We start from the raw sequence: 15974 nt of genomic DNA, 5'->3' as shown, positions 1-15974 counted from the left end.
GCCACATGACATTTCGCGATGTAGCGGTCGTCGGTTTCGCCCATGCCCCGCATGTCCGACGTACCAGCGGCACCACCAACGGCGTCGAGATGCTGATGCCGTGTTTCCATCGGCTCTACGAAGAACTCGGCCTGAAGCAGACCGACATCGGCTTCTGGTGCTCCGGCTCATCGGATTACCTTGCCGGGCGCGCTTTTTCGTTCATCTCGGCCATCGACTCGATCGGGGCGATCCCGCCGATCAACGAGTCGCATGTCGAGATGGACGCGGCGTGGGCCCTTTACGAGGCCTACATCAAGATCCTGACCGGCCAGGTCGACACCGCGCTGGTGTACGGCTTCGGCAAACCGTCGGCCGGCACGCTTCGCCGGGTCCTTGCGCTGCAGACCGACCCGTACACGGTCGCACCGCTGTGGCCCGACTCGGTATCGATGGCCGGCCTGCAGGCCCGGCTCGGCCTCGACTCGGGTAAGTGGACCGCCGAGCAGATGGCGCAGGTGGCGCTGGACTCCTTCGCCGCTGCCGAACGCACCGACTCGGAGAAGCCCGCGAAAAGCATCGACGAGCTACTGGCCCGGCCGTACTTCGCAGATCCGTTGCGGCGCCACGACATTGCGCCGATCACCGATGGCGCATCGGCAATCGTGCTGGCCGCCGGCGACAAGGCCCGCGAGCTACGGGAGAACCCCGCCTGGATCACCGGTTTCGAGCACCGCATCGAGACGCCGGTGCTGGGCGCTCGCGACCTGACCACGTCGCCGTCCACCGCCGCATCGGCCAAGGTGGCGACCGGCGGTGACGCCGGCTCCATCGAGGTCGCCGAGATCTACGCTCCGTTCAGCCATCAGCAGCTGATCCTGGCCGAGGCGATCGGTCTGCCGGCATCGACGAAGATCAACCCGTCGGGTGGCGCGTTGGCCGCCAACCCGATGTTCTCGGCCGGTCTGGAACGGATCGGTTTCGCCGCTCAGCACATCTTCTCTCGTTCGGCCGGCCGCGTATTGGCGCACGCCACCAGCGGCCCTGCGCTGCAACAGAATCTCGTCGCGGTCATGGAAGGCAAGAACTGATGGCCAAAAAGCTCGCTGCCGTTCTGGGTACCGGACAGACGAAGTACGTCGCCAAGCGCAAAGACGTCTCGATGAACGGCCTCGTGCGCGAGGCGATCGACCGGGCGCTCGCGGACTCCGGTTCGACGTTCGACGATATCGACGCCGTCGTCGTCGGCAAGGCGCCCGACTTCTTCGAGGGCGTGATGATGCCCGAGCTGTTCATGGCCGACGCTGTCGGAGCGACCGGCAAGCCGCTGATCCGCGTGCACACCGCGGGCTCGGTCGGCGGCTCGACCGCGATCGTCGCCGCCAGCCTGGTGCAGTCGGGTAAGTACAAGCGCGTTCTGACCATGGCTTGGGAGAAGCAGTCCGAGTCGAACGCCATGTGGGCGTTGAGCATTCCGGTGCCGTTCACCAAGCCGGTCGGAGCAGGCGCGGGTGGGTACTTCGCGCCGCACGTGCGCGCCTACATCCGGCGTTCCGGCGCGCCCACGAACATCGGCGCGATCGTGGCCGTCAAGGACCGGCTCAACGGCGCTAAGAATCCGCTGGCGCATCTGCACCAGCCCGACATCACCGTCGAGAAGGTGATGGAGTCGCCGATGCTGTGGGATCCCATCCGCTACGACGAGACCTGCCCGTCGTCAGACGGCGCAGCGGCCATGGTGATCGGCGACGAGGAAAGCGCCGACGCCCGGGTGGCCGCCGGACATCCGGTCGCCTGGATCCACGCCACGGCGCTGCGCACCGAACCGCTGGCATACGCCGGACGGGACCAGGTCAATCCGCAAGCCAGCCGGGACGCGGCTGCCGCCCTGTGGAAAGACGCCGGGATCAAGAGCCCGATCGACGAGATCGATGTGGCCGAGGTGTACGTGCCGTTCTCCTGGTACGAGCCGATGTGGCTGGAAAGCCTGGGCTTCGCGGCCGAAGGCGACGGCTGGAAGCTCACCGAAGCCGGCGAGACGGCGATCGGTGGACGGATCCCGTTCAACCCCTCCGGCGGCGTGCTGAGCAGCAATCCTATCGGCGCATCGGGCATGATCCGGTTCGCCGAATCGGCGATCCAGGTGATGGGCAAGGCCGGCGACCACCAGGTCGAGGGTGCGCGCAAGGCGCTGGGTCACGCCTACGGCGGCGGCGCCCAGTACTTCTCGATGTGGGTGGTCAGCTCGGATAAGCCCGCCTCGAAATGACGCGCATGCAGTACACCGTCAGCATCGCGTTCAGCCCACTCGACCAGCTCATCGAAATCGCCAAGGCCGCTGAGGAACTCGGCTTCGACAATATCGCGCTGCCAGACTCGATCTTTTATTTCGAGAAACAGTCCGTCGACTATCCCTACACCGCTGACGGCAAGCGGATGTTCGATGAGAACTCGCCATGGGTCGATCCGTTGATCCTCGCGGGCGCCTTGGGTGCGGTGACGTCGAAGCTGCGCTTCTACACCAACGTGATGAAGCTCGGTTCGCGCAATCCGCTGCTATTGGCCCGCCAAGTTGGGTCGGTGGCGAACCTGACCAATAACCGGTTCGGCTTCGGTGTCGGGATCGGCTGGGCTCCTGAGGAATTCGAGTGGTGCGGAGTGCCCTACGCGAAGCGGGGCAAGCGCGTCGACGAGATGATCGACGTCATCAAGCTGGTGCTCGCCGGCGGCATGGTCGAATTCCACGGCGACTTCTACGATTTCGACCGGCTGCAGATGAGCCCGGCGCCGTCCACGCCGGTGCCGTTCTACGTCGGCGGACACACCGAGGTGGCGCTCAAGCGCGCGGTGCGGGTCAGTGACGGCTGGACCAGCGCGATGATGACGTGCGATCAGCTGGCCGAGACGATCAACCAGCTGAAGAAACTACTGGCCGACGCCGGGCGCGCCGACGACCCGTTCGAGTACCAGGCCGTCTGCATCGACAAATTCGGTGTCGACGGCCACCGCGACCTGATTGCGGCCGGTGTCACCGACTACATCGGAATTCCGTGGGTCTTCGAGGGCCTGCCCTTCGACGCCCCGGTGGACAAGAAGATCGACTCGATGAAGCGGTTCGCCGACACCTACATCCACTCGGGCTGGCAGGACTGATGGTGGGAGTGAGTGAGGTAGGACGGTGATGAGCACCCAGGCGCACGAGGCGGGACGGCGCTCACGCGAGGCCGCGATGGCTCACGACAAAGAAGCCTGGCTGGCGGTGTTCGCCGACGACGCGATCGTCGAAGACCCCATCGGCCCATCGCATTTCGATCCCGAGGGCAACGGCCACCGCGGTAAGGAGGCGATCGCGAAGTTCTACGACATGGCGATCGCGCCGAGCACACTGACCTTCAACTTCGAGAAGACCTACCAGTGCGGCGACGAGGAAGCCAACGTCGGCCACATCGTGATCGAGTCCAGCGGCTACCGGGTAGTCGCCGAGGGCGTGTTCACCTACCGGGTCAACGCCGAGGGCAAAATCATTGCGCTGCGCGCCTACTGGGAGCTCGACAAGGCCACCGCGAGCGCGCAGAAGATCTGATTCAGATCTCGCCGAAGCCCGCCAGGTAGCGCTGGGCGAGATCCTGATACGCCTTGGGGTTGAGGTTCACCCAGACCTCGGCACCCGTTCCGGCGATCGGTCCCTTGACCTTCGCCGGCGATCCGGTGACCAGAACCTCGTCGGGGATATGGGTGCCGCCGACCACCAGCGAGTGCGCGGCGATCATGCTGCGGGCCCCGATGACCACGCCGTCGAGCACCGTGCAGTGATTGGCGATCAGCGCCTCGGCGCCGACATGGACGCCGTGGATCGTGCACATGTGCGCGATCGTGGCCCCCGGTCCGATGTCGACCGGGATGCCGGGCGGGGCGTGCAGGACCGAGCCGTCCTGCACGTTCGCACCTTCCCGGATCACGATCGGCGCGTAGTCCCCGCGCAGGACTGCGTTGAACCACACCGACGCGCCGGCCTCCACGGTGACGTCACCGATGAGCACGGCGGTCGGTGCGACGAACGCGGTGGGATCCACCCGTGGTGACCGGCCCTCGAACGAATACATCGGCATCGTTCACATATACCGCAATTCAGGTGGGTAATCCCCAGGTAAAGCCACTGAAGATTGCGCGATCAGACGTTAAAACTGTAACGTGTTCTAGTTAGAACCTATGAGTGGAGGCATGAGGGTGACTACCGGCATTCGCGAGATCGACACCGGGACCCTGCCAGACCGGTACGCCCGGGGCTGGCACTGCCTGGGTCCGGTCACTGATTACCTGGACGGCAAGCCGCACCCGATCAACGCATTCGGGACGAAACTGGTGGTCTTCGCCGATTCCCAGGGAGCGGTCCACGTCCTGGACGCCTACTGCCGTCACCTCGGTGGAGACCTGTCCCAGGGCACCGTCAAGGACGACGCACTGGCCTGCCCGTTCCACGATTGGCGCTGGGGCGGCGACGGCCGCTGCCGTCTGGTGCCCTACGCCAAGCGCACCCCCCGGCTGGCGCGCACCCGGTCCTGGGAGACCGATGTGCGCAGCGGGCTGCTGTTCGTCTGGCATGACCACGAGGGCAACCCGCCGCAGCCCGAGGTGCAGATTCCGGAGATCCCGGAGTACACCAGTGGCGAGTGGACCGAGTGGAAGTGGAACTCGATGCTGATCGAGGGCTCCAACTGCCGCGAGATCGTCGACAACGTCACCGACATGGCGCACTTCTTCTACATCCACTTCGGATTGCCGACGTACTTCAAGAACGTCTTCGAGGGCCACATCGCCTCGCAGTATCTGCACAATGTCGGACGGCCCGACGTCACGCTGGGCGGCTCGGCCTACACCGAATCTCATCTGGATTCGGAGGCCTCGTACTTCGGGCCGTCGTTCATGATCAACTGGCTGCACAACAACTACGGTGGCTTCAAGGCCGAGTCGATCCTGATCAACTGCCACTATCCGGTGACGCAGGACTCGTTCATGCTGCAGTGGGGCGTGATCGTCGAAAAGCCGCAGGGCATGGACGAATCCATGTCCGACAAGCTCTCCGACGCGATGGTCGTCGGCGTCAGCAAGGGCTTCCTCCAGGACGTCGAGATCTGGAAGCACAAGACCCGCATCGACAACCCGCTGCTCGTCGAGGAAGACGGCGCGGTCTACCAGATGCGCCGGTGGTATCAGCAGTTCTACGTCGACGTCGCCGACGTGACCCCTGATATGACCGACCGCTTCGAGCTCGAGGTCGACACCGCACCGGCCAATGAGAAGTGGCAGGTCGAGGTTCAGGAGAACCTCAAGAAGCAGGCCGATGCTGAAGGACAGCCGACCCAGGTGTGACTATGACCCCCGACGAACCGCCTGACGTCGACGATCTGGCGCGGTCCATGCTCCAGCTGCTCGGCGTGCACGAGCACGATGAGCCGCACGGGCACGACGACGGCGCGCCCGGATCGTGGTCCAAGGCACCCGATTTCGCCTCCGACCCGCAGCGGGCTGCCGCCATGCACGAGGCCACTCGCCAGGACCGCGAACGCTACCTGTCGGCAGGCCTGGCCGACGTGGATTGCCGGTACTGCCATATCGCGGTGAAGGTCAAAAAGCTCGGCGCCGCGCACACCGCGGTTCAGTGGAGCAGCGAGGCCCAGCAGCGCTGCGCCTACTTCGCCGAGATTCGCGAGGCGGGCGGGTCTAGTGCCCGCACCCGGTCCTGCCCGAAACTGTCCGACAGCATCAAGCACGCGGTGGCGGAGGGCTGCCTGGAAGAGTACTCCAGCGCCCCCGCCCCGGGCGACGGCTGAATCTTATTGCCGCACTGTAGCGCCCACGCCAATGTGTAGAGGCGCGGTCGTTGTGACCGGTGATCGTCCAGTGCGCTAGGGCCGGTCAGCCGCGGTCGTGGAGAGTGACGTGGTAACCGTCGGGGTCGGCGAAGGTGAATGTCCGGCCGAAGGGCCCGTCAATCGGTGCGGAAACGATGGGGTGACCGTCGGCGACGAGAGCATCGTGAATGGCCTGGACATCTGTGGCGTGGAACCAGATCGCTGCACCGATGCCCGGCTGAGCAACGGATCCGAGATCGGTGCCGGGTATGACGTCGCGGAGCGCGAACGCAATCGGCTTCGTCTCGAAGACCACGGCGTGCGGAGGTCCGGCCTGCGATCGAACGAGGCCGAGGTACTGCTCGTAGAACGCCTGCGAAGCGTCGAGGTCGCGCGCTTGTAGCGAGATGAAGTCGGGGCCGGTGGCGGGCATGAGGATGCTCCTTCTCTTTGTGTCAGTTTACTGACACGGCGCACACTATGTCAGAATACTGACATGAGTCAAGACGGCGTCGACCTCGAGACGTCACTGGGATACCTGCTGAAAGAGGCGTCGAGCGCGCTCCGCGCAGCCATGGAGGAGGTGCTGCGGCCGCTCGGGATGAGCGTGACGCACTACTCCTGCCTCGAGCTGCTGGCTCAACGGCCGGGCTTGTCGAACTCCGAGCTTGCGCGGGGCGCGTTCGTGACACGGCAATCGATGAACGTGCTGCTCCAGGCCCTGGAACGAGACGGGTACGTGACCAGGCCCGCAGCGGCGCCCGTCGGGAAGGTTCTCCCTACGCGGCTCACACCGCGCGGCCGACGCAGCCTCGAGAAGGCGACCGTAGCGGTCCGGTCCGTCGAGGTCAGAATGCTGGCCGGCCTGACCGAGACCGAGCAGTCAGGCGCGTACCGGATCCTGCAGAGCATGATCCGTTCCCTGCGCGATGGCAACGACGGCGCATAGCTCGACGACACCTTCTCCTCGAGGAGGCTCACAGCCCCCTGAAGCGCTCCTTGACCTGCTCCTCGGTCAACCCGTAGTCGGCCAGCGAATAGGTGTGTTTGGGCGCCCGCGGGCCCTGCTTACTCTCCTCGTCGGTGCGCTGGATCGCTGCGCGTGCGTCGTCAGTCATCTCGATGCCGAAGTGCGAGTAGATGTTCTCCACCGTGCGAATCGGTTCCTTGATGAGCTCGAAATAGTCCACATCGTAGAACTGTGCCGGATTCTGCTTGGCGCGTTCGGTGTTGAACCGCTCAAGCCCGCGCGACCAGGTCTCCAGCGAGTCGGCACCGATCACGTCCCCGACAAACGTATTCGACCAGCCCTCGGTGGTGTGTTGAGCCAGCGAACACATCGACGCCATGATCGTCTCGGCCGGCCGATGGCACTGCAGGATCAGCGCATCAGGGTAGACGGCGAACACCGCATCCAAGGCGAACAGGTGACTCGGATTCTTGAGCACCCAACGCTTCTCCGGCTCGTTGAGCCCGATCAGTTGCAGATTCTTGCGATGCCGCGCATAGGACTTCGTCCAATCCTGACCTGCCAGCCACTGCGCGTAGGTCGGCACGTGCGCGAGCGTCTCGTAGGACACCGAGTGCAGCGACTGCCGCAGCAACTGCCAGCACTCCTCCACCTCGTCGGCGGTCATGTAGTGCAAGCCCGTGTAGTCCGGGTTCTCCTCATGAGCCTTGGCGAACTGCGCATCGATCTGCTGGAAGACCGGGTTGTCCTTCCAGGTTTCCCGGGGCGGCCGGGGCTGCGGGAACTCGGCCAGCCACAGCTCCAATCCCTGATGCCGCGGGTCGCCGCACAACAGCCGATGCAGCGCGGTGGTTCCGGTGCGCGGCAGCCCGGTGACGAAGATCGGTCGTTCGATCGGCACGTCGACATGCTGCGGATACTGTTTGAAGGCCGCCTCGGAAACCAGCCTGGCCACCAATGCATTTCGCACGAAGAACCGCTGCATCTTGCTGCCGACCTCGGTGAGGTCCGCATCGTTGCGAAACGATTCGAGCAGCACACTCAGCGCTTCTCGATAGTTGTCATCATCAACGCCGAAATCGTCCATACCCGTGGCCTTGACGGCCGAGGCGAGCAGGCTCTCGACGCTGAGGAAATCACTCACGGTCTTTTCACTCATCAGTTGTGATACTCCCCGCAGTTGACGTCCAGCGTCTGGCCGGTGATTCCATTGGACAGATCACTGGCCATGAACAGGATGGCCGAGGCGACCTCGTCCTCGGTGGGCAGCCGCTTGAGATCGCTGTTCACCGCGGCAGCCTTGTAGATCTCGTCGACGGTCGTGCCGTACTTACTGGCCTGATGCTCGAAGTAGCCCTGCAAGGTTCCGCCCCAAATATAGCCGGGCAGAACGGAATTGACGCGGATACCCTGTTCTCCCAGCTCACTGGCCAGCGACTGCGACATGGCCAACAATGCCGACTTCGCCATCTTGTATGCGCCCTGCTTGGGGTCGGAGTGCCGCACCACCATCGAGTTCACATTGACCACCGATCCTTTGGCCTCGACCAGAGCCGGGGTGAAACCCTGGATCAGCCGCAGCGCGCCGAGCACTGTGAGCTCCACCGTCTCGCGGATATGGTCGAACGTCGTATTGGCGAAGGGCTTCATCGACGGCACCTTGAATGCGTTGTTGATCAACACGTCGACCTTGCCGTAGGCGTCCAGCGTCTGCTTGACCAGATTGTCGACCTGGCCCTGGTCGGTGATGTCGGTGCCCACCGACAGCGCGCGGCGGCCAAGGTCGGTGACCTGTTTGGCCACATCGTCCAGGCGCCCGACCGTCCGTGCCGCAAGCACCAGGTCGGCGCCTTCCTCGGCACATCGGCGCGCCAGCGTCGTGCCCAGCGCCGGACCAACGCCACTGATCACGACGACCTTGTTCTCGAGCAAGCCGGCCATGTGTTTATCCCACCATCCTGTTGCCAATTAATTGCTGACGCAGCGCGATTCGCTGGCGCCAGTCGTCGTCGGAGATCTTGTTGTGCTCGTAGTAGGGCAGCTTGCCCGCCACCGCGTCGAGATCGACCAGCTCCAGGGTGGGGCCGTCAGCCTCGGTCAGTTCGCGGGATACCCGCTGCCAGCGGAACTGCAGGTAGCCCTTGGCATGCCCGAGCGTCTCGACCCAGTTGGTCACCCCGGGGTTCTGGTCGGCGACGACGATGCGAATCTTGCCGTCCGGATCAGCCTGTGCCTGAGTGCCATTCAGAGAAGTCTGGTGGTTGATGTAGTCCAGCGAGATGTACCACAAGCTGCCGAGCTGGAACCCGAGGTACGGGGCGTCGGAGACCGGCAGCGTCAGGATCAGTGCCTGATCGGGCGTGATGTCGTAATGGCCCACCGACGAGTACTGGGTGGCCAGCCCACCAGGTGTGAGACGCGGTGCCGTCAGGGTGTTGACCGGCAGATTGTCATAGAACCATTTCGGGAACTGCAGCCAGGTCTTGACGCGCTGCACCAGTTGTTTGCCCGCGGTCGCCCAGCGCCTTTCGATCAGATCGTTGGTGAGTGCCGGCGGCGCAGTGCCTGCGGTGTCAGTGCGAGCGATCGCAAAGCTGCCACGCTGGGCGGACCAGTCGTTGTAGACCTCGCGAATCACCAGCTGCGCGTTGGTGTCCGGGGTGAATCGCCACTCGAAGGTGCCGTCGGCGGCGATGTCCAGCTTGCGGTCGTCGAACGCCGTCTCACTGTCGGGGACCACCGCATCGGTGTACTCACCGCCGAGTAATTGGAAGCTGACGTCGGTGGTGGTGCCGCGCTTGCCGGTGACGACGTACTCACGGCCGGCCACCACCCTGGTGCCGAAGTACATCGTGTCCGGGTTGTCCAGACCCATCTTGGTGAACGGTCCGGTACCCGAATGCAGGAACGGATGGTCGCGGTCGTAGTCGAAGGCGACGTGTGTACAGGCCGCGACGCACCCCGCCAGATATTGCAGCCCCTCGAGCAGGTCGGCCTCCGACTCGATGAACGGAGCTTCGGAGACCAGACGTTCGGACTCGGCAATGGCGTCCACTAGTGGCTGGGTGTACATCGACCGCCTCGCGTTTCAATATTGGACCGCATTGGTACGTTCTCCGACTGAGACTAGAACGCGTTCTAATTCCAGTCAACCAAGCTAATGGTCCATATCTGGAACGTAGAGGTAGGATTTTGCAATGGCGGACCCGTCCACTCCCGGTCGATCATCTCCCCCGACGCAGCGCGTGGTGGCGATTCTGGACTTTCTCGCCAAACACCCACACGACCGCTTCGGTCTCTCGGAGCTGGCCCGCCGACTCCGCCTGGCCAAGCCCACCTGTCTGGGCATCGTCACCACCCTGACCGAGTCGGGCTACCTGGTGCGCGATGCTGCCGACAAGACCTACCGGCTGGGCCCCAGCCTGATCGCGCTGGGCCACCTGGCGCAGGAATCACTGCGGGTCAACCCGGCCGCGCGTGCCGAACTGGCCACGCTGTCGAAGTCCTTCGACACCACTGCGGCGCTGGCCGCCGTCGTCGATGACCGGATCACGCTGCTGGAACTGGTCGAACCGCCCGGCTCCGACGTCGGGGTGCGCGTCGGGCAGAGCTACCCCTTCGCCCCGCCGGTGGGCCTGATGTTCGTGCTGTGGGACGACGATTCCCTGCGCAACTGGCTGGACAGGGCCCCGACAATCCCGCTGCGCACCGAAACGCAGCGACTCGACCGCGTGATCGCCGAATGCCGGACGACGGGATATCTCGTCGAGCGCCTCACCCCAGGGGGCAGACGGCTGTACGCGATGATGGCGGGGATGTCGAGCACACTGCCCGACGAGCTGCGCGCGCTGCTGGGTGAGTTGATCTCCGATATCGGGGAGCGGGTGTACCTGCGCAGTGAGGCCGAGGGCACCCGTCAACGCCACGACGTCAGCGTCATCTCCGCGCCCGTCTACGACCACTACCACCGACAGGCGATGGTGGTGTCGCTTCAGATCGGCCGGGCGCTCACCGACTCCGAGATCGCCAAGCACGCCCGCGGATTGGTCGCCGCCGCCGATGCGCTCACCGCACAGCTCGGGGGCACCAAACCGCAGTGGTGATCACAGCTCGCCGATGACGACCGCCGGCGTTACCCGCCCTCAGCTCGTAGCCGCGAGCACCAGCGGCAGCACGGCGGGCGCACCGGCCTCCTTCACTACCCGCGCGGCCATCGTCAGTGTCCACCCCGTATCGGTCAGATCATCGACGAGCAGCACCGGGCCGCCCGCTGCCGCAATAGCCGCCGGATCCGGCGGCAACCACGCTCCATCCAGGGCTGCGACCCGATACGCGGAGTTGGCCGCGCCAACCGGCCGGTGGCCCGCCGCGTAGCGCAACACCCCGAGGTCGGTCAGTCTGCCGAGCCGGGCCAGTTCCCGAGCCAGGGACGCGATCAGGGCGGGATGCCTATCCGAGTCCAATGCCAGCACAGCAGCCGGACGAGTTGCCCAGTCCCAGGCGGCCAGCACCTTGACCGCAGCCTGCACCACATCCGGTGGCACCTCACCGTCGGGTTCGTCGATCAACCGCCGCAGGCGCGGGCCCCAGCCCAGGTCGGTCAGTCGCCCAATCGCCCGGCCCGGCTCCGGACCGTCGCCGATTCGGCCGCTGAGAGTGACACCGAGCTTTCCCAGCCCCGACGGCCACTGCTTGCGCGGGGTGATCTCCACGCCGGGTCGCATCAGCCGCTCCTGGACGAGCACGGCCGCATCTTCGTCCACCGCGGCACCGAAATGGGCACCGGCGCAGTTGTCGCAGCGGCCACACCGCTCGCCGTCGATGAGATCAGGATCGTCGAGTTGCCTGCGCAGGAACGTCATTCGGCATTCGCCGGTGCTCTGGTAGTCGAGCATCGCCTGCTGCTCGCGGCGGCGGGCCTCGTCGAGTTGGCGGTAGCGGGCCTCGTCGTAATGCCATGGTTCGCCGGTGGCGAGCCAGCCACCTTTGACCCGCCGTACCGCACCGTCGACGTCGAGCACCTTCAGCACCATCTCCAGCCGGGTGCGGCCCAGATCCACCAATGGCTCCAAGGCGGGCGTCGACTGTGGGCGGTCGGGATCGAGCTCACGAATCACGTTCCGCACCATGGCCTCCGAGGGAAACGCCACCGATGCGAAATACCGCCAGACGTCCTGATCTTCACGACCAGGCAACAGCACCACCTCAGCGTTGTCCGTCGAGCGACCCGCACGCCCGACCTGCTGGTAGTACGCGATCGGCGACGAGGGCGCTCCGAGATGCACCACGAAGCCCAGATCCGGTTTGTCGAATCCCATCCCCAGCGCCGAAGTGGCGATCAGGGCCTTCACCCGGTTGCCGAGGAGGTCCGCCTCGAGCTGTTCTCGCTCAGCGGTTTCCGTCGACCCGGTGTACGCGGCCACCTCATACCCGCGCTCGCGTAGCAGCGCGGCCACATCGTTCGCCTGGGCGACGGTCAGGGTGTAGACGATTCCAGAACCCGGCAACGAATCGAGATTCTCGGCCAGCCAGGCCGTACGCTGTGCGCCGCCGCCGGCCTGGACCACCGACAACCGCAACGACTCACGATCAAGTCCACCGCGCAGCACCAGCGTGTCCCGGCCGCCACCCGACACATTGTCGGCGCGGCCGACGCCCAGCTGCGCCGCGACATCGTTGACGACACGATCATTGGCGGTGGCGGTCGTCGCCAAAACCGGTATATCCGAACCGAGTTCGGCGATCAGCGTTCGGATCCGCCGATAGTCGGGCCGGAAGTCGTGGCCCCAGTCCGAGACGCAGTGCGCCTCATCGACCACCACCAGTCCGGCGTCGGCGGCAAGCGCCGGTAACACGGTGTCGCGAAACTCCGGATTGTTCAGCCGTTCCGGGCTGACCAGCAGGACATCAAGGTCGCCGCTGTTGACCCGCTGGTGAATCTCGTCCCACTCGGTGACGTTGCCCGAGTTGATGGTGGCCGCACGAACTCCTGCTCGTTGCGCGGCGGCGACCTGGTTGCGCATCAGCGCCAACAAGGGCGACACGATGACCGTCGCACCGTGGCCCCGCTCGCGCAGCAGCTTGGCGGCGATGAAATACACCGCCGATTTGCCCCACCCGGTGCGCTGCACGACCAGCGCCTGGCGGCGATGCACCACCAGTGCTTCGATGGCCGTCCACTGGTCGTCGCGCAGAACCGCGGTGGGCCCGGCCAACTGTTCCAGGATGGCCTGGGCGTCGTCTCGTGTCAGGAAGTCCCCTACTTGGCGGCAGCCGCTTCTTGTTCGCGCTTGATCTCCAGCGCGATATCGATCAGCTGATCCTCCTGGCCACCGATCAGCTTGCGCTGACCGGCCCGGTGCAACAGCTGGTGGGCCGGCACGCCGTAGCGCTCGGACTGCCGGATGGCGTGCTTGAGGAAGCTGGAGTAGACGCCGGAGTAACCCATGATCAGCGCATTGCGGTCCAGCAGGCATTCGGCCGGCATGGCCGGTGCGACGACCTCTTCGGCGGCATCGGCGATATCGAAGAAATCGATACCGGTCTTGACGCCGATCTTGTCGAACACCCCGATTAGCGCCTCGACCGGAGCGTTGCCCGCCCCCGCGCCGAACCGGCGGCACGATCCGTCGATCTGCTTGGCACCGGCGCGGACGGCCTCGATCGAGTTGGCCACGCCGAGGCCGAGGTTCTCGTGGCCATGAAAACCGACTTGAGCGTCGTCACCGAGTTCAGCGACCAACGCGGCGACTCGGTCGGCCACCCCCTCGAGCACCAGGGCACCGGCGGAATCGACGACGTAGACGCACTGACATCCCGCGTCGGCCATGATCCGCGCCTGCGCAGCCAGCTTCTCCGGAGAGATGGTGTGGCTCATCATCAGGAATCCCACGGTCTCCAACCCGAGTTCGCGGGCCAGGCCAAAGTGCTGGATCGAGACGTCAGCCTCGGTGCAGTGGGTGGCGATCCGGCAGATCGAGCCGCCATTGTTCTGCGCCTCTTTGATGTCTTCCTTGGTGCCGACGCCGGGCAGCATCAGGAACGCGATCTTGGATTCCTTGGCCGTCTCGGCGGCCAGCTTGATCAGCTCCTGCTCCGGGGTCTTGGAGAACCCGTAGTTGAAGCTCGAGCCGCCCAGCCCGTCGCCGTGGGTCACCTCGATGACCGGAACGCCCGCGGTGTCGAGGGCGGCGACGATGGCACCGACCTCTTCCTTGGTGAACTGATGGCGCTTGTGGTGGCTGCCGTCACGCAAGGACGTGTCCGTCATCCGGACGTCCCACATCGGGTTGAAGTAGATCTCTTCGGTGCTCATGCCTGCGCTCCTCCGGCCGCTGCTGTCTGCTCTTCGCGCGAGCGCTCATCGCCGCGCGACGCGCGCTCTTTCGCGATTTCTTCGCCGACCTTGGTGGCCGCGGCGGTCATGATGTCCAGGTTTCCAGCGTAGGGCGGCAGGTAGTCACCGGCACCCTCCACTTCCACGAACGTGGTGACGAGATGGTTGCCGCCGTTGTAGACCGTCGGCTCGTCGAACTGCGGCTCGTTGAGCAGCCGGTAGCCCGGCACGTAGGTCTGCACCTCCGCAACCACGTCCTTGATCGACTGGGTGATCGCGTCGTGGTCGGCGTCCTCGGGAATCGCGCAGAAGATGGTGTCTCGCATGATCATCGGCGGATCGGCCGGGTTCAGGATGATGATCGCCTTGCCGCGCTTGGCACCACCGATCACCTCGACACCGGCACTGGTGGTCTTGGTGAATTCGTCGATATTGGCCCGCGTGCCCGGACCGGCCGATGCCGACGACACCGACGCGACGATCTCCGCGTACGGCACATCGACCACGCGCGAGACTGCGTAGACCATCGGGATGGTGGCCTGGCCGCCGCAGGTGACCATGTTGACGTTCGGGGCGTCCAGGTGCTGACGCAGGTTGGCCGGTGGAATCACGCCGGGGCCGACGGCGGCCGGCGTCAGGTCGATGGCCCGAATCCCGGCCTCGGCGTAGCGCGGCGCGGCGGCCTTGTGCACGTAGGCACTGGTGGCCTCGAACACCAGATCCGGCTTCTCCGACTGAGCCAACAGCCAGTCGACGCCCTCGTGACTGGTCTCCAGCCCCAGCTTGCGGGCGCGAGCCAGGCCTTCGCTCTCCGGATCGATGCCGATCATCCAGCGCGGCTCGAGCCACTCCGAACGAAGGAGCTTGTACAGCAGGTCGGTGCTGATGTTGCCCGACCCGACGATCGCAACTGAGCTCTTCTGGCCCATTAGGACGCTCCTCTTACTCGAATGACAGCCGGACTGAACCCAGCCCGGCGAAGTCGGCGATGAACTGGTCGCCAGGGCGGCAATCGATGGCCCTGGTGCACGACCCCGGCAGCACGATGTCGCCGGCCTTGAGGCGCACCCCGAAACTCTCGACCTTGCGGGCCAGCCACGCGACCGCGGTGACCGGATTGCCCAGCACGGCGTCGCTACGACCTTCGGCCACCACTTCCCCGTTGCGGGTGAGCACCGCGTCAATGGCCCTGATATCAACGTCTTTGGGCGACACCCGCTCCTTGCCGAGCACGTAGCCCGCCGAGGACGCATTGTCGGCGATGGTGTCGCACAGCGCGATCTTCCAGTCCTTGATCCTGGTGTCGATGAGTTCGATCGCCGGCGCGAAGGCGGCGGTAGCTGCCAGCACGTCGTCCTCGGTGCACCCCGCGCCCGGCAAGTCGTCGGCGAGGATGAAGCCGACCTCGACCTCGACGCGCGGGAACAGGTAGCGCCCGGCGGGCACCGGCCGGTCCTCGAACACCTCCATATCGGCCAGCAGATGACCGTAATCGGGCTCGTCGACGCCCATCATCTTCTGCATGGCCTCCGACGACAGCCCGACCTTGTGACCGACCACCCGGGCCCCTTCGGCGATCCGCTGCCGGATGTTGATCAGCTGGATCTCGTAGGCGTCGACCACATCGATATCGGGGTGATTGGACGTCAACGGAGTCATGGGGACGCGGCTGCGCTCCGCCTCGGCAAGTTCGGCGGCAAGCTCGTCGCGCGTCGAAACGCTCAGCATTCCGGGGAGTCCCATCGTCGGTGTGACCGGGGCTAACGGCACCCGGTGCGGCAATTCTAGTGCGGTCCGAGAGCCCTTGGGGTAAGCGTTCCGCTGATCGGAAAGGAGG

Annotated in this window: 17 protein-coding genes; 8 read left to right on the top strand and 9 right to left on the bottom strand. The window is 65.2% G+C overall.

The genetic code is table 11. The features are described 5' to 3' along the window. Positions 1–5 precede the first annotated feature (5 nt). From G6N38_RS14155 to G6N38_RS14140, 4 genes are read left to right on the top strand one after another with little or no spacing between them, the layout of a single operon-like run. A complete protein-coding gene (locus G6N38_RS14155; protein WP_163748436.1) occupies positions 6–1070 on the top strand; it encodes a thiolase family protein in 1065 nt (354 codons plus the stop codon). After that, entirely contained in the window at positions 1070–2248 is a 1179-nt protein-coding gene (locus G6N38_RS14150) for a thiolase family protein (protein ID WP_163748434.1), read from the top strand. The genes G6N38_RS14155 and G6N38_RS14150 overlap by 1 nt, the downstream gene beginning before the upstream one ends. Positions 2249–2253: 5 nt before the next feature. Next, positions 2254–3132, top strand: a complete 879-nt coding sequence (locus tag G6N38_RS14145; RefSeq protein WP_163748431.1) for a TIGR03619 family F420-dependent LLM class oxidoreductase — start codon at positions 2254–2256, stop codon at positions 3130–3132. Between the two features lie 28 nt (positions 3133–3160). Continuing rightward, positions 3161–3562 carry a nuclear transport factor 2 family protein gene (locus G6N38_RS14140; RefSeq protein ID WP_163748429.1) on the top strand — a complete coding sequence of 134 codons (402 nt, stop codon included), beginning with the start codon at positions 3161–3163 and terminating at the stop codon, positions 3560–3562. A gap of 1 nt (position 3563) precedes the next feature. Here G6N38_RS14140 and G6N38_RS14135 read toward each other — a convergent pair whose 3' ends face one another. Next, positions 3564–4088: a gamma carbonic anhydrase family protein gene (locus tag G6N38_RS14135; protein WP_163748427.1), complete on the bottom strand. Its 525-nt coding sequence runs from the start codon at positions 4086–4088 to the stop codon at positions 3564–3566. A gap of 118 nt (positions 4089–4206) precedes the next feature. On the opposite strand from G6N38_RS14135, the gene G6N38_RS14130 reads away from it, so the two are divergent. Then, positions 4207–5349: a 3-ketosteroid-9-alpha-monooxygenase, oxygenase component gene (locus G6N38_RS14130; RefSeq protein WP_246227918.1), complete on the top strand. Its 1143-nt coding sequence runs from the start codon at positions 4207–4209 to the stop codon at positions 5347–5349. Between the two features lie 2 nt (positions 5350–5351). After that, positions 5352–5810: a hypothetical protein gene (locus tag G6N38_RS14125; RefSeq protein WP_179968524.1), complete on the top strand. Its 459-nt coding sequence runs from the start codon at positions 5352–5354 to the stop codon at positions 5808–5810. 85 nt (positions 5811–5895) lie between these two features. Here G6N38_RS14125 and G6N38_RS14120 read toward each other — a convergent pair whose 3' ends face one another. Continuing rightward, positions 5896–6264, bottom strand: coding sequence for a VOC family protein (locus tag G6N38_RS14120; protein WP_163748420.1), 369 nt, complete (start codon positions 6262–6264; stop codon positions 5896–5898). Between the two features lie 63 nt (positions 6265–6327). Here G6N38_RS14120 and G6N38_RS14115 point away from each other — a divergent pair, with 63 nt between their 5' ends. Then, positions 6328–6780: a MarR family winged helix-turn-helix transcriptional regulator gene (locus G6N38_RS14115; protein ID WP_163748418.1), complete on the top strand. Its 453-nt coding sequence runs from the start codon at positions 6328–6330 to the stop codon at positions 6778–6780. Between the two features lie 28 nt (positions 6781–6808). Here G6N38_RS14115 and G6N38_RS14110 read toward each other — a convergent pair whose 3' ends face one another. Genes G6N38_RS14110 through G6N38_RS14100 form a run of 3 tightly spaced genes read right to left on the bottom strand, consistent with a single transcriptional unit; the run spans position 6809 to position 9874 of the window. Further along, on the bottom strand, positions 6809–7960 hold the full coding sequence (locus G6N38_RS14110; protein WP_163748415.1) for a sulfotransferase family protein: 1152 nt from the start codon (positions 7958–7960) through the stop codon (positions 6809–6811). Then, positions 7960–8742 carry an SDR family oxidoreductase gene (locus G6N38_RS14105; RefSeq protein ID WP_163748412.1) on the bottom strand — a complete coding sequence of 261 codons (783 nt, stop codon included), beginning with the start codon at positions 8740–8742 and terminating at the stop codon, positions 7960–7962. The genes G6N38_RS14110 and G6N38_RS14105 overlap by 1 nt, the downstream gene beginning before the upstream one ends. 4 nt (positions 8743–8746) lie before the next feature. Continuing rightward, positions 8747–9874 carry a hypothetical protein gene (locus G6N38_RS14100; protein WP_163748410.1) on the bottom strand — a complete coding sequence of 376 codons (1128 nt, stop codon included), beginning with the start codon at positions 9872–9874 and terminating at the stop codon, positions 8747–8749. A gap of 124 nt (positions 9875–9998) precedes the next feature. Between G6N38_RS14100 and G6N38_RS14095 the strand changes: the two genes are divergently transcribed. After that, positions 9999–10904 (top strand): IclR family transcriptional regulator, encoded by a 906-nt coding sequence (locus tag G6N38_RS14095; protein ID WP_163748409.1) that lies wholly within the window; start codon positions 9999–10001, stop codon positions 10902–10904. Between the two features lie 39 nt (positions 10905–10943). Here the strand turns inward: G6N38_RS14095 and G6N38_RS14090 are convergent, their stop codons facing one another. The 4 genes from G6N38_RS14090 to G6N38_RS14075 are packed head-to-tail and all read right to left on the bottom strand — an operon-like array spanning position 10944 to position 15865. Beyond that, entirely contained in the window at positions 10944–13016 is a 2073-nt protein-coding gene (locus tag G6N38_RS14090) for a RecQ family ATP-dependent DNA helicase (RefSeq protein ID WP_246227915.1), read from the bottom strand. A 44-nt stretch (positions 13017–13060) separates the two neighbouring features. Further along, the gene (gene dmpG / locus G6N38_RS14085) at positions 13061–14116 is read right to left on the bottom strand and encodes a 4-hydroxy-2-oxovalerate aldolase (RefSeq protein WP_163748407.1); all 1056 of its coding nucleotides are present in this window, start codon (positions 14114–14116) and stop codon (positions 13061–13063) included. After that, entirely contained in the window at positions 14113–15066 is a 954-nt protein-coding gene (locus tag G6N38_RS14080; protein WP_163748405.1) for an acetaldehyde dehydrogenase (acetylating), read from the bottom strand. The genes dmpG and G6N38_RS14080 overlap by 4 nt, the downstream gene beginning before the upstream one ends. A gap of 13 nt (positions 15067–15079) precedes the next feature. After that, complete coding sequence (locus tag G6N38_RS14075; RefSeq protein ID WP_163752007.1) at positions 15080–15865, bottom strand: 2-keto-4-pentenoate hydratase; 786 nt, start codon at positions 15863–15865, stop codon at positions 15080–15082. Positions 15866–15974 lie beyond the last annotated feature (109 nt).

The organism is Mycolicibacterium helvum, assembly GCF_010731895.1.
In the GTDB taxonomy this organism is placed as follows: Bacteria; Actinomycetota; Actinomycetes; order Mycobacteriales; family Mycobacteriaceae; genus Mycobacterium; species Mycobacterium helvum.
This window is presented reverse-complemented; position numbering and strand designations above follow the sequence as displayed.